General features: G+C 70.0%; 24 protein-coding genes and 1 pseudogene. 15 read left to right on the forward strand and 10 right to left on the reverse strand.

Going from position 1 to position 22,512, the window contains the following annotated elements:
- From AMK16_RS33520 to AMK16_RS33540, 4 genes and pseudogenes are all read right to left on the reverse strand, one after another.
- A pseudogene (locus tag AMK16_RS33520) lies at window positions 1-322 on the reverse strand (hypothetical protein); the annotation flags it as partial.
- Between the two features lie 36 nt (window positions 323-358).
- Window positions 359-1,422 (reverse strand): IS630 family transposase gene (locus AMK16_RS38710; protein WP_443333636.1). Its coding sequence is split into 2 segments (ribosomal slippage): window positions 359-975 and window positions 975-1,422, totalling 1,065 coding nucleotides; the frame shifts between segments, so codons are not numbered across the junction.
- A gap of 171 nt (window positions 1,423-1,593) precedes the next feature.
- Window positions 1,594-2,970 (reverse strand): MFS transporter, encoded by a 1,377-nt coding sequence (locus AMK16_RS33535; protein WP_242439055.1) that lies wholly within the window; start codon window positions 2,968-2,970, stop codon window positions 1,594-1,596.
- Window positions 2,967-3,545 (reverse strand): ArsR/SmtB family transcription factor, encoded by a 579-nt coding sequence (locus AMK16_RS33540; protein ID WP_073921119.1) that lies wholly within the window; start codon window positions 3,543-3,545, stop codon window positions 2,967-2,969. Before AMK16_RS33540 ends, AMK16_RS33535 begins: the two co-directional genes overlap by 4 nt.
- A gap of 626 nt (window positions 3,546-4,171) precedes the next feature.
- On the opposite strand from AMK16_RS33540, the gene AMK16_RS33550 reads away from it, so the two are divergent.
- Window positions 4,172-5,230: a polymorphic toxin-type HINT domain-containing protein gene (locus tag AMK16_RS33550; protein ID WP_073921120.1), complete on the forward strand. Its 1,059-nt coding sequence runs from the start codon at window positions 4,172-4,174 to the stop codon at window positions 5,228-5,230.
- 25 nt (window positions 5,231-5,255) lie between these two features.
- Entirely contained in the window at window positions 5,256-5,597 is a 342-nt protein-coding gene (locus AMK16_RS33555) for a hypothetical protein (protein ID WP_073921121.1), read from the forward strand.
- On the opposite strand, the gene AMK16_RS36835 is transcribed toward AMK16_RS33555, so the two are convergent.
- From AMK16_RS36835 to AMK16_RS33585, 6 genes are all read right to left on the reverse strand, one after another.
- Window positions 5,582-6,781 (reverse strand): hypothetical protein, encoded by a 1,200-nt coding sequence (locus tag AMK16_RS36835; RefSeq protein ID WP_073921122.1) that lies wholly within the window; start codon window positions 6,779-6,781, stop codon window positions 5,582-5,584. The genes AMK16_RS33555 and AMK16_RS36835 overlap by 16 nt on opposite strands.
- A complete protein-coding gene (locus AMK16_RS33565) occupies window positions 6,778-7,041 on the reverse strand; it encodes an acyl carrier protein (RefSeq protein ID WP_073921123.1) in 264 nt (87 codons plus the stop codon). Before AMK16_RS33565 ends, AMK16_RS36835 begins: the two co-directional genes overlap by 4 nt.
- A 17-nt stretch (window positions 7,042-7,058) precedes the next feature.
- Complete coding sequence (locus AMK16_RS33570) at window positions 7,059-8,156, reverse strand: 4Fe-4S cluster-binding domain-containing protein (RefSeq protein WP_073921124.1); 1,098 nt, start codon at window positions 8,154-8,156, stop codon at window positions 7,059-7,061.
- Window positions 8,157-8,249: 93 nt separating this feature from the next.
- The gene (locus tag AMK16_RS33575; protein WP_073921125.1) at window positions 8,250-8,849 is read right to left on the reverse strand and encodes a hypothetical protein; all 600 of its coding nucleotides are present in this window, start codon (window positions 8,847-8,849) and stop codon (window positions 8,250-8,252) included.
- 54 nt (window positions 8,850-8,903) lie between these two features.
- A complete protein-coding gene (locus AMK16_RS33580) occupies window positions 8,904-9,143 on the reverse strand; it encodes a hypothetical protein (RefSeq protein ID WP_143196932.1) in 240 nt (79 codons plus the stop codon).
- Between the two features lie 5 nt (window positions 9,144-9,148).
- Window positions 9,149-9,331 carry a hypothetical protein gene (locus AMK16_RS33585; protein ID WP_073921127.1) on the reverse strand — a complete coding sequence of 61 codons (183 nt, stop codon included), beginning with the start codon at window positions 9,329-9,331 and terminating at the stop codon, window positions 9,149-9,151.
- Window positions 9,332-10,295: 964 nt separating this feature from the next.
- Here AMK16_RS33585 and AMK16_RS33590 point away from each other — a divergent pair.
- The 13 genes from AMK16_RS33590 to AMK16_RS33645 all read left to right on the forward strand — a co-directional run bounded on the left by AMK16_RS33590 (window position 10,296) and on the right by AMK16_RS33645 (window position 22,467).
- The gene (locus tag AMK16_RS33590; RefSeq protein WP_073921128.1) at window positions 10,296-10,514 is read left to right on the forward strand and encodes a hypothetical protein; all 219 of its coding nucleotides are present in this window, start codon (window positions 10,296-10,298) and stop codon (window positions 10,512-10,514) included.
- A 43-nt stretch (window positions 10,515-10,557) separates the two neighbouring features.
- Window positions 10,558-11,649 (forward strand): class V lanthionine synthetase subunit LxmK, encoded by a 1,092-nt coding sequence (gene lxmK / locus AMK16_RS33595; RefSeq protein WP_242439056.1) that lies wholly within the window; start codon window positions 10,558-10,560, stop codon window positions 11,647-11,649.
- 41 nt (window positions 11,650-11,690) lie between these two features.
- Window positions 11,691-12,641, forward strand: coding sequence for a T3SS effector HopA1 family protein (locus AMK16_RS33600; RefSeq protein WP_079191916.1), 951 nt, complete (start codon window positions 11,691-11,693; stop codon window positions 12,639-12,641).
- A gap of 98 nt (window positions 12,642-12,739) precedes the next feature.
- Window positions 12,740-12,907, forward strand: a complete 168-nt coding sequence (locus tag AMK16_RS36840; protein ID WP_199885689.1) for an LxmA leader domain family RiPP — start codon at window positions 12,740-12,742, stop codon at window positions 12,905-12,907.
- A gap of 39 nt (window positions 12,908-12,946) precedes the next feature.
- Window positions 12,947-13,132, forward strand: coding sequence for an LxmA leader domain family RiPP (locus tag AMK16_RS33605; protein WP_073921129.1), 186 nt, complete (start codon window positions 12,947-12,949; stop codon window positions 13,130-13,132).
- Window positions 13,133-13,223: 91 nt separating this feature from the next.
- Window positions 13,224-14,333: a methyltransferase gene (locus AMK16_RS33610; protein WP_073921130.1), complete on the forward strand. Its 1,110-nt coding sequence runs from the start codon at window positions 13,224-13,226 to the stop codon at window positions 14,331-14,333.
- Window positions 14,326-16,155 (forward strand): ABC transporter ATP-binding protein, encoded by a 1,830-nt coding sequence (locus tag AMK16_RS33615; protein WP_242439057.1) that lies wholly within the window; start codon window positions 14,326-14,328, stop codon window positions 16,153-16,155. The genes AMK16_RS33610 and AMK16_RS33615 overlap by 8 nt, the downstream gene beginning before the upstream one ends.
- Window positions 16,152-17,120, forward strand: coding sequence for an LLM class flavin-dependent oxidoreductase (locus AMK16_RS33620; RefSeq protein ID WP_073921131.1), 969 nt, complete (start codon window positions 16,152-16,154; stop codon window positions 17,118-17,120). The genes AMK16_RS33615 and AMK16_RS33620 overlap by 4 nt, the downstream gene beginning before the upstream one ends.
- Window positions 17,117-17,848 carry a flavoprotein gene (locus AMK16_RS33625; RefSeq protein WP_073921132.1) on the forward strand — a complete coding sequence of 244 codons (732 nt, stop codon included), beginning with the start codon at window positions 17,117-17,119 and terminating at the stop codon, window positions 17,846-17,848. The genes AMK16_RS33620 and AMK16_RS33625 overlap by 4 nt, the downstream gene beginning before the upstream one ends.
- The gene (locus AMK16_RS33630) at window positions 17,845-18,813 is read left to right on the forward strand and encodes a hypothetical protein (protein ID WP_073921133.1); all 969 of its coding nucleotides are present in this window, start codon (window positions 17,845-17,847) and stop codon (window positions 18,811-18,813) included. The genes AMK16_RS33625 and AMK16_RS33630 overlap by 4 nt, the downstream gene beginning before the upstream one ends.
- Before the next feature lie 76 nt (window positions 18,814-18,889).
- Window positions 18,890-21,589 carry a M16 family metallopeptidase gene (locus AMK16_RS33635; protein ID WP_073921134.1) on the forward strand — a complete coding sequence of 900 codons (2,700 nt, stop codon included), beginning with the start codon at window positions 18,890-18,892 and terminating at the stop codon, window positions 21,587-21,589.
- Between the two features lie 123 nt (window positions 21,590-21,712).
- Window positions 21,713-22,156 carry a hypothetical protein gene (locus AMK16_RS36075; RefSeq protein WP_073921135.1) on the forward strand — a complete coding sequence of 148 codons (444 nt, stop codon included), beginning with the start codon at window positions 21,713-21,715 and terminating at the stop codon, window positions 22,154-22,156.
- Window positions 22,153-22,467, forward strand: coding sequence for a transcriptional regulator (locus tag AMK16_RS33645; RefSeq protein ID WP_073921136.1), 315 nt, complete (start codon window positions 22,153-22,155; stop codon window positions 22,465-22,467). The genes AMK16_RS36075 and AMK16_RS33645 overlap by 4 nt, the downstream gene beginning before the upstream one ends.
- Window positions 22,468-22,512: the final 45 nt, after the last annotated feature.

Genomic DNA, 22,512 nt, shown 5'->3' on the forward strand with positions numbered 1-22,512 from the left:
CGCCGCTGAGGGCCAATGCATGACGCAGAACGAACACGTTGCCTCCGCGGACCCAGATCAGAGGGAATCGGGCAAGAGCAGCGGTGATGTGTGTCGGGGGCCGGCCGAAAAATGCGCGTAGATCCAACTCGACCGGCCGCAGGCCGAGCTCAGCGAGTGCACTGAGTTCGCGCTCGACTGCGGCTCGGCGCTCGATGCACGACAGGGCGTCGATCGCGTTGGCAATCACCGCTACCTCACCTGCATCGGCGGGATTGTCCAGTAGTGCCAGCATCCGCTCCGGGTGGTCACCGGTGCGGAAGGAGGAGAGATACATGCGCATCTGTGCACCGTACTGAACTTGAATTCGTGATGTCGGTCAGTCGTCCGTGATCAGGCCGGTGCCGGCCAGGCAGCCGTCGACCAGGTCCGGGCGGTACTGGATCTGCTTGAGTCTGCGCTTGACGGCCCGGGTGATCTGGCCGAGGTCGGCTGCGGCGAGGTTGCCGATGTCACGCTTGACCAGCGACCAGATGCCCTCTTGCGGGTTCAAGTCCGGTGAGTAGCTCGGAAGCTGGAAGACGGTGAGCCAGTCCGCGTGGTCGGCGATGAACTGACGTATCGGCTCGACCAGGTGCATGCGCAGGTTGACCCATACGAGCACGATCGGGCCGCCGAGCTGGATGTGCGCTCTGACCAGCAGGTCACGCAGGTCGCGCCAGCGAATGCCCTTCGGCTCGTCCTTGCGGCCCCGGTACTCGCGGACCGAGTAGAACATCCGGGACCGCTTTCCCGGTTTGTAGCAGGTCAGCCCGGCCATGGACACCCGGCCCGAGCCCCGGCCGCGGACCCGGACCACCGGGGTCAAGCCCTTGCGTCCCCAGCTTCTCGCTCGCGGCGGCGTCATCGACTGACCGGCTTCGTCCTCGAAGACGATCCAGCCGTCACACGCCGCCGCGATGCTCTTACCCGCGGCCAGGTCTCCTTCTTCCACACCCCGACCGCCGCGTCGTCGCGCTCGACCGCACGCCGGGCGGGCTGCTGCCAGGACCAGCCGTGCCGCTTCAGCAGCAGCCACGTTCCCTCCACCGTGTAGCTCACGTGGAACAGCCGACCGATCAACGTCTTGATCCGTGCCAGTGTCCACCGCTGATCGGCCCAGCCGTGCACCAGCGGCCCACGCTCCAACTCCCGTTCCAGCCTCGCGATCTGCGAGTCGCTGAGCCTCGGCCGACCCGGCGATCCCTTCGACAGGACCCCCCCCTCACCGCGCTCGCGCCACTGGCGGCGCCACCGCTCCACCGACCGCTCGCTGACCCGCAATGCGACAGCGATCTCCCTGCTCTTCTGCCCGTCCTCGAAGCGTTCCACGGCCTGCAGCCGGACCCGCTCCCTCGCGGCCCTCCCTGCGTCGGTCAACCCGCCGCCCTGCGCGTATCTCACGGTCCAGAGCTACCGGAGCAGAGCGGTCGCCGTCAGGCGATCGGCTCCGACATCACCCAATCAAGTTCAGTAACAAAATGTCCCGCGAACTGACCGGAGAATCCGTACCAACCTGGCGAATCGAAACGGACATCCCATTCACATCCGCGTGAACACTGATCAGATGCTCTCTTAGGCAGACTCAGCGGCCGACGCTTTGGGGGCGGTGGGCAAGTCCCGATGGAGGACGATGGGCCCGGCGAGCAGAATGCCACATGCCGCCACCAGCATGGCAGCTGTCGTCCATAGAGTGGCGCGCAGTCCGATCAGAGTGCCTAGACCGCCGCCCAGCAGGCCACCGAGGGGAATGCTGCTGTGGTTGATCGTCATCGCGAAGGTGATCAGGCGGCTCAGCATCTCGGGCGGTGCGTAGGCCTGACGGAAGCTTGCGAAGACCACATTCCCCGCGACGACGCCCGCGACCAGGACGGTGGATCCCAAGACAAAAAGGGCGATGCCAGGACCTGGGGAGGCGAGCGGGATCAGGAAGGCGAAGGGGGTCGCGGCCAGTTGTACGATCACCACACCGCGCGCCGTACCGAGGCAGCGGCACAGCGGGCGGGCAACAGCCGCGCCCACGACACCGCCCAGCGCGCCGACGGCGGCTAACGGGCCCGCCAAGCCGGCTCCGACGTGCAGTTCACGGACCAGGTAGAGGATCACAATCGACTGGTAGGCGGTCAGAGCAAGGTTCGCCGCGGCACCGAAGGCTGTGATCGTGCGAAGGTACGGATCGCGCACGATGAACCGGAAGCCGTCCGCGATGTCGGTACGGAGCTTGCCTGTCCCGGGGGCGGGCTTGCCCGACACGGCCTCGGAAGCCCGCTTGCTCGATTCGGGCTCCGCCGCCCGGTTTCTACGCATGAGAACCAGAGTGGTCGCGGAGATGATGAATGTCGCGGCGTCAGCCAGGAGTCCGGAGACAGCCCCGAATGCCTGGGCTGCCAGTCCCCCCACGCCGGGGCCCGCGACTTGGGCGACGGAGGCGCTCCCTTGCAGCTTGGCGTTGGCCTCGATCAGGTCACGGGAAGAGACAAGTTCAGGCAGGTAGACCTGATAGGCGGCACTGAAGAAGACAGAGGCGATGCCGGACAGCATGGCAACCACCATCAGATGCACCATAGTCAGCGCGTGCAGCCACGCAGCCACCGGAACGGTGGTAAATGACAGCCCCATCACCACGTCACACGTGATCATCAGGCGACGTCGCGGCAGCCTTCCCACCCACACCCCGGCCGGCAGTCCCAGGACCAGCCATGGCACCCAAATCGCAGCTGTCAGCAGACCGACGGCCAGTGGGCTCGCATTCAGTTCGACGACAGCGACCAAGGGTAGAGCGACGGTTGTGATGCTACTGCCAGCCTTGCTGATCGTCTGGCCGGCCCACAGTAATCGGAAGTCTCGGTCCGCGAGCAGGCCCCAGCGGGATCCGGCAGAGGCATCGGCAGGATGGTCCATGCGCGAGGCGTTGCCGGACGCGTGGTCCGGCTCGTTGACGCGCGCGGTCACGGCGTGGCCGGCACAGAGTGCCCGAAGACCAGCACTGGTTCGCGCACTTGGCCGTCGTCTGGATCCGGTCGAGCCGACCACGTCTCGAATAGAGCGACGAGTTGCGCGCCGAACTCGCGTGCCTCGGATGGCGTGAGTCGCAGCCATGCCTCAGTGGACACCGAGCAGCCGTCCCGCCACTCCTGCGGGTAGTTCGTGCGGCGGCCAAGCCACGTACGGACGCACTCCATCTGACGATCGAGCATGAGCGACCCGGCCGCGTCAGCAACCGCTTCTGCGGCTGGACTGGCCTCGAAGTCGGCCCGCGCCCAGCGCACTTCGGTGGAAGTGAGGCGCCACCAGCGTTCGCGGCGGTCCCGTGCGAGCTCAGGAACCTGTTCGACAAGGAGGGCCTTGGCCAGAACCCCCACGTGGTGACTGACGTTGCCGACGGCTTCACCGCTGCGTTCTGCGAGCAACCCTACGGTCGACGGGCCGTTCACCTTGAGCATGTCCAGGAGCCGGCGACGGAGTGGATGGGTGAGCGCGGCCAGGACGCGCGCATCGGAGACCTGGCGCACAAGATTGCCTGCCATACGAAAAGCGTACAAGGCATTTTGCACAACAGCGATCCTACAATAGATCTTGTGCTTATGTGTGGAGGAGATGCGTCGACCACCTGGGGCGGCCGGGGACGTGCCGGTCAGTATGGCCAAGCATGCTGGTGACCTCGGACCCGCGACCGCCCTGACCACCGTCGCCGAGCACTTCAGCGTCTGACCTGCCGTGATCTCCTGCATCGAACGCCGCACACGCCGCGACGACGACCTCGCAGGCGCCTACCGGGACTGGCTCAGCGCCGCTTGACCTCGGCCACCCAGCAACTCCTCGTCCCTGAGACGCCACCTCATGGATGATGAGGCGATGTTCGTCCGCACACAGAGCCTGCCGCAGACCCCGCAGCGGCCCATGAAAGTTCGGGGTCATACGCCCGTCGGGTCCGCCATGGCGCTCTGGCACGGTGACCCGCAAGAGACAGACGGCCGGCACCTTGTCGAATGGACCGTCGACGAGGACATCCACTGGGGCCAGAACACCCAGCCGGCCTCCTCCGCCGAGGCGGAACTCCGACAGGAAGACGACCGGGTGATCATGCGCGGCCGCCTTCACCTGACCGACGCTGAACAAGGCCTACGACGCCGTCCACGAGGCGGAACGCGGAGTGGCCCGCGCGGCAGAAGCGATGACCCGGGCCAAGACAGCAGCCAAGGAAGCCCGCGCAGCCGAGGCCAAGGCAGCCGAATCAGCCTCCCAGAAAGCCGGCAAGGAGACCGCGGGCGACAGCGCAGGCACGGAAGCCAAATCCACCCGAGAGGCATCCGACGCCGAAGCGGGGGCCGCCGACTCTGTCGAGTCCCACAGCAACGGCGGCGCAGACACCGAGACCACCGTCTCCTGCGAGCTCAACAGCTTCCCGACCGGCACCCGCGTCCAGATGGCCGACGGCACCACCAAGGAAATCCAGGACATCCGCGTCGGCGACACCGTCCTCGCAACCGACCCACAGACCGGCGAAACCCGTCCCCAGCGGGTGACCGACACCATCACCACCCCCGACGACAAAAACTTCACCGACCTCACCCTCACCGACGAATCCAACCCCCGCGCCCCGCCCGTCCAGCTCACCTCCACCCTCCACCACCCCCACTGGAACGACACCCGCCACCAGTGGGTCGACGCGGGCGACTTCAACCCGGGTGACCACCTCCGCCGCCCCGACGGCACCACCCTCACCGTCAAAACGAAGCGCAACTACCCCTACGCAGTCACCACGCACAACCTCACCGTCAACAACTTCCACACGTACTACGTGCTGGCGGGGGCTACGCCGGTCCTCGTTCACAACTGCAACCTGGGTGACTATGCCGATAGCCTGCGTGCTGGCTTCAATAAAACTGATGGCCCCTTCTTTGCGGCGAAATACACATCACCGTCAGGGCGAACCTATTTTGGTCACTCGGGTCATGGCCTGACACCAGCTCCCGGTGGAGAAGTGGATTCCCTCGTGCGGCAGTTCACGCCTGAGGGGGGTCGCTACCATGCGGGATGTGCTGAAACGATGTGCCTCATCCAGGCGGAGGCGGCCGAGGGTGCGGCCGGGATCCGAGGGGGATCGTTCGAAGTGGTAAAGGTGCGGGGATTGAATTCGCCGCCCGGTGGCGCGCACGGCACGCCTGCCAGTCCATGTGCGTTGGTCTGTCAGCCCAGGCTGCAGCATTAGGGAATCAGTTTCGAAGGTGGTTGATGTGGCCAGAGAGCACATCCAGGTTAATCGATTCGGGTTTGCCGAATACGAAGACATGATCGAGCTCGCCCATGGAGTAGATGCTCCAAGGTTGGTGGGAGTGTTGAGTTCGATCGTGGAGCTAGTTCTCGCAGGGGAAGACGACATGCTCGATTCGCTATCGGATGGTACGCAAGCAGATTTCGTAGTCCCCCTAGGGATGTGCGCGAGGATGCTTTCGAGTGGTGATTATTCGGCGCTGGAGCTGGTCTCTGCCGCCTGCACCGTGAGATATAGCGCCGAATCGCACATGCCTGAGTTCTCGGACAGTCTCGCGCAGATGTTGTCTCAGCTGCCACGCTGAGTGAAGCTAGCTATCGCAAATATAGGCCCCGTCGAGCTGCGCTCGGCGGGGCTGATTTGCCGTTTGACGGCAGTTCGTGGTGGAGTTTCAGCGGCTGGAGGCAGCGGGCGGGGAGGGCGATGCGGCGTTCGGAGGCCCGCGTCTTGGTAGGCAGCGTGGTAGTCGAGTTCCCAGCCGTCGAGTCGAATGCGCCCTTTCTCATCGAGGACCAGTGGGGTGCGGCCTTCCAGTTGGTTCCACAGGTCCATGGCCTGTTCGGCCGTGGACCGGAATCCGTTCTCGCCGAGAACCGTGCGGAGGAAGGCGGTGTAGAGGGCGATGGACGGGATCGCGCTGGATGCCTGGGTGACGGCGGCGCCAGCCACGACTGTGAACGCGCGGCCGTCTTTCTCCTTGAGTGTGGGCGAGGTGTTCAGGTCGTGGGCGGTCTGTTCCAGGTGTTCCTTGGCTGCTCCGATGGTGCCCTGGCGGTAGACGGGAGCGGTCACCTCGGAGCCGACATAGGTGAGAGCTGCGGTGGTGAACCCCTCGGCAAGGAGCTGGCGGGCTGCGAGGGCACGGACCCACATAGTCCAGTCGTCGCCGCCCATCACCGCGACCGTGTCCCGTGTCTCGTCTTCGGTGCCGGGTTCGATCCGGGCCCACGTGACATGTGGAGCGTTGCCGGAGAAGTCGAGCGCGGGTGCTTCGTAGGCGGCGCCGAGAGGCTTGATCACTGAGTGGTGAACGGTGCCTGTGGCGGGGTCGGTGCGGCGGGGTGCGGCAAGGCTGTAGATGAGGTAGTCGATCGGTCCGTAGTGCTGCTCCAGCAGGTCAAGGACGTGGGTCTTGGCGTCCGTGGAGAAGGCGTCGGTGTTCACGAACCGGATGTCGTGTCCGTTGTCGGCGGCGAGCTGGGCGGTGGCCGCTGTGCGGTACCAGCCTGCTGTCGCGGTGCGGCGCCCGTTGTCGGCGGCCTCGAAGGCGACGCCGATGCCGCGGATGCCGTGCTGCCGCAGTCCTGCCACGAGGGTTGAAAGTCCGTAGCCGGCGGAGTGGCCGAGGATGAGCGCGGTCGGCTTGCGGCCGTCGGTGCGGGCCTCGATGTTCTCCCACATGCGGTTGACGGTGCGCGCGGCCCCTTCTGGGTGGGAGTTGACGATGAGGAATCCTCGCTGTTTGGGCTCGATCTCGCGCAGGCTCATGATGCGTCCGTTCCATTCGGGGCGAGGCGGGCGAGGAGGGCGCGCAGGTCCGCGACGGTGTGGAGGCGGCCGGTTTCCTCGTCCGGGATGACGACGGACAGCCGCTTTTCGAGGTCGGTGACCAGCTCGGCCAGGGCCAGGCTGTCGACGCCGAAGTCCTGCTCCAGCCGTCCGTCGTCGGGAATCGTATCGACGGGCCCTTCTGCGGCTCGTGACAAGGCGTCACGCAGAATGGGATCGGTCCTTGTGGTGTCCGGCATTGACAGCCTCTCCTTGCTCATGGGCTGGCGACCGTGCGCGGTGGGAGGGGCGCGACCAGCTGTTGCCCGGTGATGATCGGCAGCGCTTTCGGGGCTGGCAGGCCGTTGACTTCCCTGAACTTGTCGCTGAGCAGTCCGCAGGATGCGCAGAACCCGCCGCAGGCCGTGGTCTCGGTGAAATCGTCCGGCACGGCACCGTGGAGGCCCTTAAGGCCGCCTCCGTCGGCGATGAGCCGCAGGTAGGTGTCGTCGTTTGCGCGTTGAATGATGGTGCGCAGGCCGTCGGTGAAGATGTTGCCGAAGCCGAGGGATTCGGGGACGTCGAAGCTGGCGCAGGCGTAGACGCGGCCGTCCTGCTTGATCAGTCCGGAGGGCAGGATGTATGGGCCGACGGTGGGTGCGAAGCAGTCGAAGCAGCGGTCCATCCAGCGCTTGACGCTAGTGTGCCCGGGCCTGTGGACTTTTTGTTGCTCCGGGAGGCGGTCGTTGTCCAGGTAGACGCGCATGGTGGAGTGGACACGGTCGTGCGGGAAGTCACCGTAGGCCCTTTCGTATACGGCCATCAGCTCGTAGACCTTGTGGTCGCGGCTGGCGGGGTCGGCGAGGGAGGAGACTGCGACGTTCAGCTCGCGGTCGCTGTAGTGGGTGATCGCGTGGTGGAGAATGCGGGCTACCCATTGCAGGGGCATGGTCTGCTCACCGACCGAGAGCATGATCAGCGGCACGAACAGCTGGTTGCCGAACAGGCCGGCTTTCTCCAGCTTGTCGAACGTGCGCTGGCAGCGTCCGTCCGCACCCCACACCCCGTTCGTGGTCAGCTTCGAGATGTCGATGCCCCGCCCGCTCAGCGCCCGGATCAGCGGCAGCAGCGCGTGGACGGCAACGAAGGGCTCCCCTCCAGTCACCGCAGCCGAGGGCAGGCCGATCGCATCGAACTCGTCGACGAGGCGGGCCCGCTGCTCGGTGGTCATGGTGATGCCCTGCGCCAGGGGTAATGCGCCCATGCCGCAAGAAGGGCAGGAGTCGTTGCACTTGGTGGTGATCTCCAGTTCCAGACGCAGCGGCCGGTAGCGCATGTCGGCGAGCCCGGCGGCCTGGAAGCGGCGCTCGATCACCTCGAAGACGTCCGGGCGTTTGGCCGCGTACTTCCCCCAGGAAGGGGCGGACCTGGTCGCGGCCGGCGATGAACGTGAACTGGCCTTCCTTGATCACCGCTGACCCCCCTGGAATGGGACGGGGGTGATGTCGCGCTCGATGAGGGTATTCCCGGCGCGGTACCAGACGGCGCAGATGCCGTCGTCCGGGGTGCCGTAAAGGTTGTGGGTGCTTGTGTAGAAGCCGAGAGCGGCCAAGCGCTGGCGGCTGACCGGGGTCTTGTGGGTGGGGTCCAGGGCGAGGACGTCGACGGTGTCCGGGTTGGGGGTGGTGATGACCACCCCGAGTTCGGCGCTGTCCTGGAGTGCGCGCACGAGCCGCTCGGGATCGGTGAGGTGTTCGATGACCTCCAGGCAGGCCAGCCAGTCGAACCGCATCGGTGGCTGCCAGGTCTCCAGGTCGATGTCTCCGGTCCACCGGTCCACGGGCAGGTACCGGCCCCGCCAGCGGTATTCGGTGCGCAGGTACAGGTCGAGTTCGGTGTGGCCGGCGCCGACGTCGGCGACACTGTGGCGGTCGCATAGGCCGCCTGTGCTCATGCGGTCGGCGGCTACCTGGTAGCGGGCGGCCCGCTCCAGGTAGGTGCGGCGGACGAACCTCTCGACCGGAACCGGTGCGGGAGGGGTGCGGTGCGGGAGGGGTGGTCCGGGCATGGGCGTCTCCTCGTGTTTGGGTGGGGCGATCCCTTGGGGTGTGATGGCGGTGGGTCAGGTGGTCACTGTGCGGATGTCGCATATGAGCGCATGGCGTTCGCGGCCGGACGGCAGGCGGACCCATACGTACGCCTGAGCGGAATCGATGCCGTCCCACCCGGAGCCCACCTGGACGATGCGGCCGGTGATCTCCTCCGGCTGCTCACGAGGCCGGTCCTCGGACTTCACATAGGAGGTGCCTGTGACCAGGTCGCCGACGGCATACGGGGCGCGGCGCGTGTGTGGCGGGCTCATGTTGCTCACCGCTCTCCCAAGGGCGCGTCCTCGCCGTCGGCGACGGTGGTCTCGTCGAGGTCGTCCCGCCGGGCGATGAACGCGACGAGGCCGTGCTCGGCCCGTGCGAGGGTGCTGGCGCCGTCCCCGGGAGCCGGTAGGCGCCCCCCGGGTGCTCGGGCCGTGGGGACGTTGCTGCGGTTGCCCATGGCGCTCCTTCGTCTCGTGGCGGTCGGGTGCAACCCCGAAACAGTCGGACCGCACCGCACGGGGTGTCGGGTGCCCGGGCTGCCGTCAGCGGTACCAGGTGAGACCACTGCCGCAATTGTTCAACACCGGGTCCTCCCCCGGCCGGGGATCTCCTTCCCGCAACGCACACACGGTGCGGGCAGCGAACTCCGCGAAGGTTGAACCAACTGGGCCCCGACCCATTCCCCCAGGGTCGGGGCCCAGCCGCGTCCTCCCCCCGTTCCGAACCGCAGTGCCGTCCGAAGCGGCAGACGAAGAAGGGTCGTCTTCGTCGACGGGACCGGCTGCGGCGAGCCGGCCTCTCGACGACGATGAGGCCGAAGCGGCCGGGTGGCGGCCTCACTCGCCGGGTTCCCGCTCGGGCAGTGGATCCGCGCGCAAGATTGACCACCGCCGGCACCCTCCGCTTCTAGGCCCGCGGCGACATGGACGACGAGCGCGTCGCCCAGCTGGAGAAGCTCGGCATGTTCTGGTCCCACTTCGACGTCTCCTGGGTGGAAGAGCTACTCCGATCTGTTCCGCGTCCGATTGCTCATCGACGGCGCGCTGGAGGCACGTGTTGTAGCGGCGACGAGAACGTGGATGGCGTACTTGTGGCCGTGCAGGCCGCCGGCGTCGTCGCTCGGCAGCCGCACCGCGGTGAGACGTCAGCCTGCCCCCGCTCTCGGTTCGCTCCAGCGTGCCCCTGCGGGAGGTGCCGGAACAGGCTGAGCGCCGTTCCGTGAAGCCGTAGAGACCGAGCTGTCGCAGGTATCCCGGCCGGTCCCCGTGAAGCTCGTGGCCCGCCTCGCATCAAGCTGCAAGAGCCTTGCATCAAGCTGACATCCGCTTCAGGCCGGACGTACTTCGTTCGATGGCAATCTTTCGGACAGAAGATCCGCTCCCGGGGGATGGGAGAGGACACTCGTCTTGGGCTGGAGAGTCATGAACAAGCGTCGCACCGTTCGCATCGCGTTTTCTTCCCTGGCCGTCGCCGGAGTGGCTTTCGCCGGCGCGGTGCCCGCTCACGCTGAGGCGAACTCGGTCTCGGACTCGCAGAACGGCGTGGTGCCCGATTCCGCGTTCGTGATCGAGTGGAAGAGCGGGCCGACGGGCATCGAGGTCACCCCGCGGATCCCCCCGCTCGTCCTCGAGTGGAAGTGACACGGGGCCGACCGGATTCAGGGGGACTGCTCGCATGACTGGCATGAAGAGAGACGTGGCGGCCATCGACCTCGATGCCGCTCCCGAGGTGGACGAACTGCTCACCGGTCTCGGAGTCGGCACGCTGGTGCGGGACTCCGTCACCGCGCCGATCGGCCGGAACGACGCCTGGGCCGGAACGACCACCAGCGGCATGGAAGTCTTCGTCAAGCGCCTCACGGGGGCCAGGGCCGATGTGGAGGCCCGGCTGCGGCGCATGCTCGCCTTCGAGGAGTACGCGAAGGCGGCACGTCCTCCGGAGCTCTTCCGGCCCGAGTTCCTGGGAGCCGATTCCGACCGGCACATCGTGGCCTTCGAGCGCGTCGTGGACGCGGAGAACGGCGCCCAGCTGATGGTGGACGAGGTGTTCACCGGGGAGCAGGCATACCGGATAGGTCGCGTCATCGGCCGGCTGCACGGCACTCCGCCCGTCGGGACGGTCGAGGTCGAGCAGGTGGCGCCGCCGTTCCCGCCGGTCTCCTTCCTGCGCGGACTGCCGATGTCCGTGTACATCCGCTCCAGCGCGGGAGAGCTGGAGGCATGGCGGCTGCTGCAGAACGACGAGGCCCTCATCCGGGCCCTGGAGCGGCTCCGGGCGTGGGAGGCGGACGCGCCGCGCGTCCCGTCGCACTGCGACTTCCGCGTGGACCAGCTGCTAGTACGGCCCGAGGCCGTCTACGTCGCCGACTGGGAGGAGTTCCGGCTCGCGGATCCGGCGCGTGACGTCGGTGCCTTCGCGGGCGAATGGATCTACCGGTCCGTGCTCGACCTCGTGACGAACCGGGGCGACGACGTGTTCGTCGACATGGAGTTCACGCACGACATGGTGCTGCGGCGGGGGGCCGAGAAGATGCAGCGCCTGCTGCCCCTGGTGGGGGAATTCTGGCGGGGCTACCGGGACGTCCTTCCCGATGTCGACGAGACCCTCGCCGTGCGGGCGACCGCGTTCGCCGGATGGCACCTTCTCGACCGGCTCGTCGCGGGTGCGCTCTCCACTTCCCGGCTCACCGGAATTCAGCGGGCCGCGGCGGGTGTGGGGCGGGCCGCCGTGGTGAATCCGGAGAGGTTCACGGCGACGCTCGGATTCGTTTCCTGAACCCGGAACACGAGAAATCACGAGAAAAAGGGGGAATTCACGTGCTGGCGTCGAGCGTACGCGAAGTGATGGACAAGATCAGCGTCGCGGCCGATCGCTCCAAGGCCGTCGTGGGACAGCGGGAGATCGAAGCGGAGACGCCCCGGGAACTGCGTCGTCTGCTCTCCGAGGCGATCTACGACGTGTTCCATTCGGGGCAGGAGCCGGGCAGGGTGCCGACCCGGCTGAGGGACGAGGGCCTTGAGGCCCGCCTCGCGGCCGTCGTGCCTCACCGGGAGATCATCGCCCCGGCACGGGTCCGGTCCGCGGTGGAGTCGGACGACAAGGGGGAGTCCCGGATTCTGGTGGAGCGCGAGGGGGTCAGGTTCTGGATCCCCCTGGCAGCACTGGGCACCGCGGAGCCAGTGGAGGGAGCGGTCGCCGAGGTGACCCTGCCGTCCGCGCGGGCCGGTCTGTCGCCGGGCTTCTTCCTCGTCGACGGCTCCCGGCAGCGCCGGGGCGGCCAGGGTGTGCTGCGGGTGTACGTAAATGTCTGGAACGTGGACGACGTGGTGGGAGTCTGGGGTGCCGCGCTGACCTTCCTGGAGGACCGTGGGCTTCCCTACCGGGCGAAGGTTCTCTCCGCGCCCGAGCTGTACCCGCGGCGGGACGCGGTCGTGGTCTACCTGGACGCCGAACACGCCCAGGCCGCACCGGACCTGGCCACGCACGTCGGCGGTCTGCCGGGGGTACGCGCCGATGTCTCCGCGTTCACGGAGGAGCTCCGCCCCGGCGTGGCGACCGCCTGGGAACCAGCCGATCCCCACTCGGGCCGGCAGGGGCTCAGCTTCGGGCAGCACCGCGCCAGCGTGCTCGCGACCGCGCTGATCGACAGCGCCGGTGCTCCCGACGCCGGCCCGGGAACGGCCGAGCGCACGGTCGTCGAACAGTTCAGGCAGGCGGGCATCGACCCGGCCGCCCCGGCGCGCAATCTGACGCCGAGCGCCGCTTGAGGGCGGCACGGTCCGGAGCCGACAGCTGAGCCCATCGCTGAGGGCGTCGTCGACGCTCTCAGCCTTGAGTTCAGACATTCGGACATGAAAGGGAATCCATGAACAACACCGACAGTGTCATGGACCTCGTCGCCGGCTACCAGACCTACATGGACGCGGGTGACCTCGACGTCAGCGCTGTAGCCGACGCCCCGGCGACCACCTGGTACTGCGCCTCCGCCGCGGCCAGCTTCCTCAGCGCCGTCACGTACGAGGCCACCTGCTGACCTCGCTCCACCTCCTTCACGCAACGAAAGGCCATAGCCATGGAGAAGGCAACCTCTGTCATCGAACTGTTGTCCGGTTACGAGGCGTACGCCTCCGCCGAGGACATCAACCTCTCGGCGGCCTCGGACGCCCCGGCCACCACCTGGGGCTGTGCCGCGGTGTCGGCCAGCATCAGCTGGATGAGCGGCCAGGTCGTCTCCAAGACGGTCGACGACGGCTGCTGATCAGCCGACTGGCATGAACCAGGCGTGTGCGGGCTGGTCTCCGGCCCGCACACGCCCGACCCCCTGACTACCTACCTGGAGGCGGCGAAAGATGGCGGACCCCCGGCCTTACGAGAAACTGTTGTCCCTGGCGGACCTGCTGACCCCGTCCGCCATCCGTGCCGCCGCCACGCTCGGCGTCGCGGACCACATCCAGGCCGGCGCGACCACATCCGCCGGGATCGCCCGCGCCGCGGATGCCCAGCCGGACGTCATGGACGCGCTGCTGCGGCACCTCACCGACATCGGCCTCCTGAGCGCGACGGGCGGCGACGACCGCGAGGGCGGAGGCGACGGCGGTGAGCGGCACTTCGCGCTGACCCCGCTCGGCGAGCCACTGTTGACCGATCACCCCACCGGTCTGCGCCGGGTCCTCCGTAACGACAGCATGATCGGGTGGGGCGCGCAGTCCCTGCTCCGCCTCGACCACACCGTCAGGACCGGCGAGCCCGCGCACGCCGCGGTCCCCGGCGGCGGCTACTGGGAGACCGTCAACAACGACCCGTCCTTCACCGCGGAATGGGCCGAGCAGGCGCTCACTGCGGACGCCGCCCAGGACCAGCCACTCGCCTGGGGCGCACAGCACATCGTGGAGGACTACGACTGGAGCGGCGTCGGCACCGTGGCGGACGTGGGCGGCCACCTCGGCGCGATCCTGATCGGCCTGCTCCGTGCGCACCCTGATCTGCGCGGGACCCTGGTCGACCTGCGACACGTCGCCGAGCAGGCTGGCGCCCGCTTCGCGCGCAGTGACGTCGCCGACCGCGCCACTGCGGTCGTCGGCAGCTTCTTCGATCCGCTGCCCAAGGGCTTCGACGTCTATCTGCTCTCCGCGATCCTCGCCGACTGGTCGGACGACGACGCCGTACGCATCCTGGAGCGCTGCCGCGAGGCGGCGGGCCGCGACGGCAAGGTCCTCCTCGCGGACGTGGCCATGCCGACGGGCGGGCCCGCGGTCGAGCTGCAGTACCGCTCGATGATGCCCGCGCCGTCGCGCTCGGTCACGGACCTGGAGCGGCTCTGCGACCGGGCCGGGTTCGACATCACGTGGCGGGGACCGGTCCAGGGGCCGCGCTCCCTGGTGGAGCTGACGCCCCGTCCAGGCCCGGTCACGCCCGAATCGGCGGACGCGTACCGCGAGAGGGGCGGCGACCGTGGCTGACAGCACGACGGCACGGACGGCGACTCGTGCGGCGGCACCGGCGACGGCACCCGCCACGACACCGGCCGCCGACCGCGACTTCCGGATCATGCGGGAGCTGGCCGCGGGCCGCTACAGCCGGCTTGCTGCCATCGCCCTCCTAGCCCTGCTCTCCACGGCCTCCACGTTGCTGCTGCCCTGGGCGGTCGGCAAGCTCATCGCCTCGCTCGGCGGCGACGGCCTGAACGGCTACACCTGGCTGCTCGTCGGGCTCGGCCTGGGCTCCGCGCTGGCCGGCGCCGGCGCCACGTACCTCCTGGCCCGGCTCGGCCAGCGGATGATCTGCCGACTCCGCGTGCGGACCATGCGGCACACCCTGGGGATGCGGGTCGCCGACATCCGGCAGGAGGGCAGCGGCAACCTGGTCTCCCGTATCACCGCGGACACCGCGCGGGTGAAGAGGCTCGTCGACGCGGGCCCGGTCCAGTTGCCCATGGCCGCGCTGACCACCGTGGGCACGCTCGTGATCATGGGATTCATCGACGGCATGCTGCTCCTGGTGACCCTCGGCGCGTTCCTGGCTGCTGCGGTGCTGATCTTCGCCGTGGTCAAGGGGCTCCGGCACAGCTACACCGCGGTGCAGGAGGCCACCAGCGGCCTGGCGCAGCGATATGTCGCCGCCGCCGACGCCGTGAAGGTCATCAAGGCGTACCGAGCGGAGCGGCAGGTCGGCGACGACCTGGCCGAGAAGGCCGGCGAGGTGGCGCGACGGGAGATCGCCGCCGCGCGGATGGAAGCTCTGATGATGCCGGCGATGACGCTGGGTCAACAGATCGCGCTGGTCGCGGTGATCACCGGCGGCGGTGCCCGGATGCTCGACGGCAAGCTGTCGCTCGCCGACTTCGTGGCGTTCCTGCTCTATCTGCTCCAGCTGACCGGGCCGCTGATGATGATCGCGTCCGCCGTGACCGCGCTGCGCATGGGCAACGTCGCGCGCGACCGGTTCACCTCGCTCTTCGCCCGGGAGCAGGAGCAGGACGGGGACCGCGAGCAGGCGCTCACGGAGGCCGCCGCCTCCTCCGACGGGCAGGCCGTGCCCGCCGTCCGCTTCGAGCAGGTCCACTTCGGCTACGGCGAAGGGCCCGTGCTGCGGGGCGCGGATTTCCGTGTCCCGGCGCGAGGCCTGACCGCGCTGGTCGGCATCTCGGGTTCCGGGAAGACCACGAGCCTGGAGCTGATGCAGCGGTTCGCCGCCGCCGACAGCGGCAGCGTCGAGGTCTTCGGGCGCGATGTCGCGGACTGGTCGCTGGCCGGCCTTCGCGGCCGCATGGCGTACGTCGACCAGTCCTCGACCCTGATCCAGGACTCCATCCGGGCCAACCTCACCCTCGGCCGCGACCCGTCGTCGGTCTCCGACGAGGAACTGTGGCGGGTCCTCGACCGGGTGGGTCTCGCCGAGGAGTTCCGCGTCGGACCGCGCGGCCTGGACACCGTACTGGCCGGTGCCGTCGACCTCTCCGGCGGACAGCGCCAGCGTCTCGCCCTCGCGCGAGCCATGCTCTCCGGCGCCGACCTGGTGCTGCTCGACGAGCCGTCGTCGCACCTGGACAGCATCAACGAGCAGAAGCTGCGCGATCTCGTGGACGAACTCTCGCGGGAGTGCGCCATGCTCGTCGTCGCCCACCGGATCTCCACCGTGCAGCACGCCGACCATGTCATCGTTCTCGAGGACGGCCGCACGGTGGGTGAGGGCGACCACACGACGCTGATGGCCGACTGCCCCGCGTACGCACGGCTCGTGCACGGCCAGATGCTGGTCGTCGAGACGGAGGCCGCAGCATGACGGACGTCTCCTTCCTCGTCCCGTTCGTTCCGACCCGGCCCGAGCAGCTGCTGCCGTTCGCCGCGCTCGCGCAGTGGAGCAGCGCGGTCCGGCTCTGGCAGGGACAGGGCACGGTCAGCGACACCCACCAGGCGTTCGTGCACGCGGCCGCCAGCGGCTTCCGGGTGCCGGTGGGCACGTCGGTGTCGCTGATGCCCTTCTGCCACCCGTACGACGCGGCGCTGCGGGCGCAGAGCCTGGCGGCGGCCACCGGGCACTCGGTGATCGCCGGGTACGGGCCGGGCGCCGCGGTCCTGCAGCGCAGCATCCTCGGCGCGCCCTACCGCAGCCAGCTCGGCGCGGTGCGGGACTACGTGACGATCCTGCGAGGACTGCTCACCGAGGGAAAGGCCGCCCACGAGGGCGAGTTCTACACCTGCAACGCCGCCCTGCCGCGGCAGCCGCTGCCCGAGGTCCGTATCGGCCTTGGGGTACTGCGGCCGCGCATGGCGGAGCTCGCCGGCGAGCTGGCCGACGCGGCCATCACCTGGCTGACCCCGGCCGGTTATCTGCGCGACAGTGTCGTCCCCGCGCTGCGCGCCGGGGCGGACACGGCAGATCGCCCGATGCCGCGGGTCGTGGCGATCGTGCCGGTGGCCCTGGACGGGCCGGAGCGCGACGCGGCCAAGCTGGCGCTCGCCAGCAACGCCGGCCACATGAGTTTGCCGCACTACGCCGACATGCTCCGCCGGTCCGGCATCGACGTCGACATGCGCAACTCCCCGGAGGAGAGCGCCAAGGCCCTAGCCGGAGGCGGTGCGTTCCTCTTCGGGGACGAGAGCGAGGTACGCGATCGGCTGCGTGAGTTCACAGAGGCGGGCGTCGACGAGATCGTGCTCAATGTCACCGGCGTCGCGATGACGCACGGGGGTACCGCCGCCCTCCGGGAGCTAGAGCGGCTGATTCCGCTGGTGGCCACGCCATGACACGGCCGGAACAGGCCCTGGAAGCGCCAGGAAGCGCCCCGGAAGCCACCCCAGACGCGCTGGTCGTGCCGCCCTTCGGGATCCGCCGGCTGCTCCTCGTGGTCACCGGCTCGACGACGGCGGCCGGACTGCCCCAGTGGCTGACCTGGCTGCGCCAGGGATACCCCGAACTGATCGTGCGGGTGGTGATGAGCCGCAGCGCGCGGCGCTTCGTGACACCGCTGTCGCTCGGCCTGCGCGCCGACGGTCCGGTGGACACCGACGCCTGGGAGGAGTGCGACGAGGCCCGGCACGTGGCGTACGCGCAGTGGGCCGAGGCCATCCTCGTCTACCCGGCGACCTTCCACTTCACCGCGCGCCTCGCCCTCGGCCTCGCCGACACCCCGGCACTGCTCGCCCTCCAGTGCACCGACGCACTGGTGGCGGTGGCGCCGTCGCTGCCGCCGGGCGGATTCGACAGCCCGGCCTTCCGCCGGCACTGGGCCGCGCTCGCGGCCCGCCAGAACATCGTCCTGGTGCCCCCGGTCCCGGGCTACAGCCTGACCACCGGGCGCGAGGACGGCTGGGTGCCACCGCCGGTGAGCGACGTGGTGCGGCGGATCGAGGACCGCAGGACGGAGCGCGAGCACCTGCGGACGGCGCCGGCCTCGTACGAGGCCATGACGGCCGATGGCGCGGGCGCGTTGCCCGGCGTACCGGCGCAGACGGAGCAGGAGGCAGGGCGATGAACGGTACGGGTACGGGCACGGCCGAGCACGCGTCGGCGGGCCGCGGCGGCGGCGCGTATCGCAGGGAGTTCGGCACCGGGCTGCTGCGCACCCGGGTGACGGGCGACGCGTCGGGCACCGGCGCGGGCCGCTACGTCTGGGAGCGGCGACCGGGCGCGCAGGCGCCCGCGCCGTTCGCGGCCCCTGTCGCGGATGCGGTCTTCCGCCTCCTGGACAGCGGTAAGGCCTCCGTACGGTGGGCCCCGGGGACGCCGACGGCCGACGGCGAAGGGCGCGTCTACCAGGTCCGCGGCCCCGAGTCGGCCGCCGGCCGACTGCTGTACCACGGCCCGGACGACGAACTGGCGGACACGCTGCGCGGCCTCGGTCGTGCGCTGCGGACGCTCCACGACACGCCCGTGCCGACCGGGGCCGTGACCCCGGGGCCGCTGCCGCGGGGCCTGGTGCGGTTCACCTACTGGCTGGCGGGCCGCTCCCCCGAGCCGCGCGCGGCGTACGCGGAGTCCTTGCTGCGGCCCCGGCTCGGGGAGTCGCGGATGGCGCGGCTGCACGGACTGTGCGAGCGGATCGCCGCGGACGGCGACCGGGTGCCGTGCCACGGGGCTGCGGCACTCGGCTCGCTCGTCCCCGTGGCGGGCGCGCTGGGCGAAGCGGACATGCTGGTGGGCGAGGACCTGTGCCTCGCCCCGTGGTACTGGGACCTGGGCTGGACGCTCGGCGAGCTCGTCGAGCTCAAGTGGTACCGCGGCGACAGCGGACCCGCCTGGCCGAAGCTGCTCGACGCGCTGTTCGAGGGTTACGGGCGGAGCCTCGGCGACGACTGGTCGTCCCTGGCGGCCCTGCGCGTCCTGCTCCATTTGCACGACTACACCGCCTATGTCGGCTGGGACGAGCGGAACTTCGAGAAGTACACGGGCTTCGCCACGTTCCTGCTGGACCTCGGAGGCCCGACCGCCGACCGCTGACCCGGCCTCCGGCCCCCGGCCCCGGGCCCTGTTCTTTTGGCTTTCCCCGACCCGATCGCCTGCCAGGAGCACGTACATGACCATCCCTCGTCCGGCGCGGGCCGGCGGTCTGCACCGGCGTACGCTGCCCAACGGGCTGCGGGTTGTCGTCGTTCCACACTGGCCCACCCCGCGCACGGCGGTCGCCGTGCACTACGGGGTGGGTTTCCGTGCGGAGCGGCCCGGCCAGGAGGGCATGGCCCACCTCTTCGAGCACCTGATGTTCCGCGGCAGCGAGAGCCTGCCGGACGGCGCATTCTACGACGCGCTGCACCCGGTCGCGGGCGCCGCCAACGGCACTACGCACCAGGACTACACCGACTACTTCCAGACCGTGCCCGCCCAGGCCCTGGAGCAGGCACTGTTCCGCGAGGCGGACCGGATGCGAGCGCCCCGGTTCGTACCGGACCAGCTCGCCTCCCAACTTGCCGAGGTAGCACGGGAGATCGAGCAGATGAGGGACGGCAGGCCGTATGGCGGACTGCCGTGGCCGCTGCTGCCCCAGGTCATGTTCCGCGGCTTCGCCAGCGCGCACGACGGCTACGGTGACGCGCGGCGGCTCGCCCTGGTCACCGTCGAGGACTGCGCACGCTTCTTCGAGGCTTACTACGCCCCGTCGAACGCCGTCCTCACGGTCGTCGGCCCACACCGGGCCGAGGACGTCTGGCCGCTGGTGGAGCGGCACTTCGGAGACATCCCGGGCCGGGCCCCCGCCGCCGCGCCGCCGCTGGACGAGCCGCCGCTCACCGAGGACCGGGTGCTGCATCGCACGGACCCTCGGGTGCCGCGCACCGCGGTCGCGGTGGGCCATCGGCTGCCGGACCCGGCGGTAGGGCCGGAGGCGTACGTGGCCCGCATGGTGCTGGCGGAGCTGGCGCAGCAGGCGGCGGCCGTCGAGGCCGGGGCACCGGTGAGCGCCTCCTGCGGGTTCTTCGGGCCGCTCGACGTTCGGGGCACGGACGCCCTGGTGGTCACCTCGGTGCTGCCGCCGGACCTGACCGCGGACGAATTCCTCGGCCGGCTCACCGCGTTCTGGGAGCGCCTCGGCGATGCGCAGGCGGTGAGCGAAAGCGCCGCGGACGCGGCCCGCTCTCTGGCCGCACGCCTCCGCCGCGAGCACGCGGACCTCGAGCAGCGCTGCCGGGCCCTGGGCCGTGCGGAACTCCTCTTCGGCCGCCCGGAACTCGTCGACGAACTGCCGGACCTGGTCGCATCCGTCACCCCCGCCGACCTCGCCGACGCCGCCGCCGAACTGGCATCCGCGCCCCGCGCGATCCTCGTCCTCGGCGAAGGCGCCGGCACTCCGGGAGGTGCGACCGCACGGGCCGGCTCCGGGACCGTGGCGGAGGCGTCCGCCGCAACCGAGGGCGAGACACCCGCCGGGGGCGAGGGCAAAGCGCCCGCCGGACCCGGGCCGCAGATCTGGCGGGGGGCCGAGGCGCTCGCCCGAACGCCGCGCGGACCACGTCCGCTGCCGTCGCTGGGCCGCGCGGCCGGGCCGCGCCTCGACGGTGCCGTGGAGATCGCGGCGGACGGCGGGCCGCGGATCCTCGCCGTACTGGACCGGCGGGCCGGGCAGGTGGAGGTGCGGCTGCGGGTTCCGCTCGGGCCGGACGGCTGGCGCAGGCCCGCGGAGGCCGCCTGGCTGCTGCGCCACGCGGACGCCGCAACGGGGGCGTCGGCGCGGGTCCGCCGGCTGGGCGGGCGGCTCGGGGTCGCGACCGGGGGCCAGTGGGCCGACATCGCCGCGTGGGCGCCGCGCGAGGCGTACCAGGAACTCCTCGGCGTCGTGGCCGGCCTGCTCACTCCACCACGGTTCCCGGACGCCTTCCCCGCGTCCGCCATCGCCGCCGCGCCGCGACTCTCCCCGGAGCAGCGGATGGACCAGGCGCTGCGCCTGCAGTGGCTGGGCGGGGCGGCGGCGGAGCCGCTCGCGCCTGCCGGCCTCCACTCACGGATGCTGGCGCCCCGCGGTGCGGTGTTCGTCGTCGTCGGAGACGTGGATCCGGAGCGGTCCGTCGACCAGGCCGCCAGCGCCCTGCGCCCCTGGCAGGCGTCGGCCGCCGCGCCAGAACCGCCCAGCGGCACCGGCACCGGCACCGGCACCGGCACCGGCATGGCCTCCCCCGCCGTACTGGTGCTGCGCGAGCCCTCGGCCGGCGACACCGTCGCGCTGACGCTGTGCGCACCGGAGCCGGACGGCGCGGGAGGGGTCGGTGGCGCCCCGGACCTCCCGGCCCGCTACCTGACCACCGCGCTGTTCGGCGGTCACTACGGCGCCCGGCTCGCCGAACGCTGCCGACGGCTCGGCCGCGCCGGGCACGTGATGCTCGCGGGCCGGGACGTGGTCGCCGGCCGGGCACGGGCGCTGGTCCGGGTCACCGCGCCGCGGGCGGAGGCGGCGCGGGCGGTGTGCGACGTGGCCGAGGAGGCCGTCGCCCTGGCCGCCGCTCCGCCGGGCCGGGACGAGCTGGACACCGTACGGCGATACTGCGCGGCCCAGTTACTGTCGGCCTTCGACTCGCCGGGCCTCCTCGCGGACGCGCTGCGGCACACCACGGGGTCCGGGCGCGGCCTGGACTGGGTGATCAGCCGGCCACAACTGCTCGACGCGGTGACGGGGGACGAGGTGGCTGCTGCCGCCGCGCACCTTTTCGTGCCCACCACGGAGACCGTCGTCGCCCTGGGCGCCATTGAACTGGATTGGCTGACCACGGAATTGGCGATCCGCCAGTGAACACGCTGGTGAACCTCCACCCTCTTGCCACCATGGAAACAGAAGGCTATCTTTCCACTATGGAAAGGGGCGGATCGCGGCAGGGAAAGCCCTTGGGCGCACCGCCCGACGGGAAGGAGAGTCATGGATTCCGAAGAGGCGCGCCGCGCTCTCGAACAGGCCGGCGCGGACCGTGCGAGCACGGTGGCACGGGCCGCGGCCCCGCGCTGGTATTACCCGGCCCTGGGCGGCTGCCTGCTGTTCGCCTTCGCCTCGGTGAGCATCGACTGGGACCTCATCCCGTACGGCGTCATCGTCGGCATCGGCCTCGGCCCCCTCCTCGTGACGATGGCCGCGGCCCGGGCCACGGGCGTCTCGCTCGACCGCTTCCACGCCACCCCGGGCGCCCGGCGGATCACGACCTTTTACGGTCCGTTCGTCATCGCGCTGATCGGCATCGGCCTGGCCCTGGAATGGGGTGCGGACCTGCGCTGGTCGATGGCGGTGTGCGGGGTGCTCGCCCTGGCCGGCACGGTCGTCGCGGGCCGTCGGGTGGACCGCGCCGTCGCAGAGGAGCTGAGGGCGTGAGCGAGCCGGAGTTCGACGAGGTGATCCACCCGATCAACCGGCTGCGGATCTGCTCGATGCTCGCGCCGGTGGACTCGCTCGCCTTCTCCGTCGTACGGGACGAGCTCGGCCTGAGCGACTCGGTGCTCAGCAAACAGCTCAAGATCCTGCAGGCGGCCGGGTACGTGAAGCTGAACAAGGAGCCGCTCGGCTCCCGCATCCGAGCCTGGATCGCCCTCACGCCCGAGGGCCGCGCCGCGCTCACCGCCCACCTCGCCCATCTGCGGGCCATCGCGAAGGCCGCGAACCCGCCGGAGCCCGGGCCACGCTAACCCCCCTCCCCGCAGACCATCCCCATCCCACCCGTGAGAGGAGCC

It is taken from the genome of Streptomyces sp. CB00455, assembly GCF_001905445.1.
Lineage (GTDB): Bacteria > Actinomycetota > Actinomycetes > Streptomycetales > Streptomycetaceae > Streptomyces.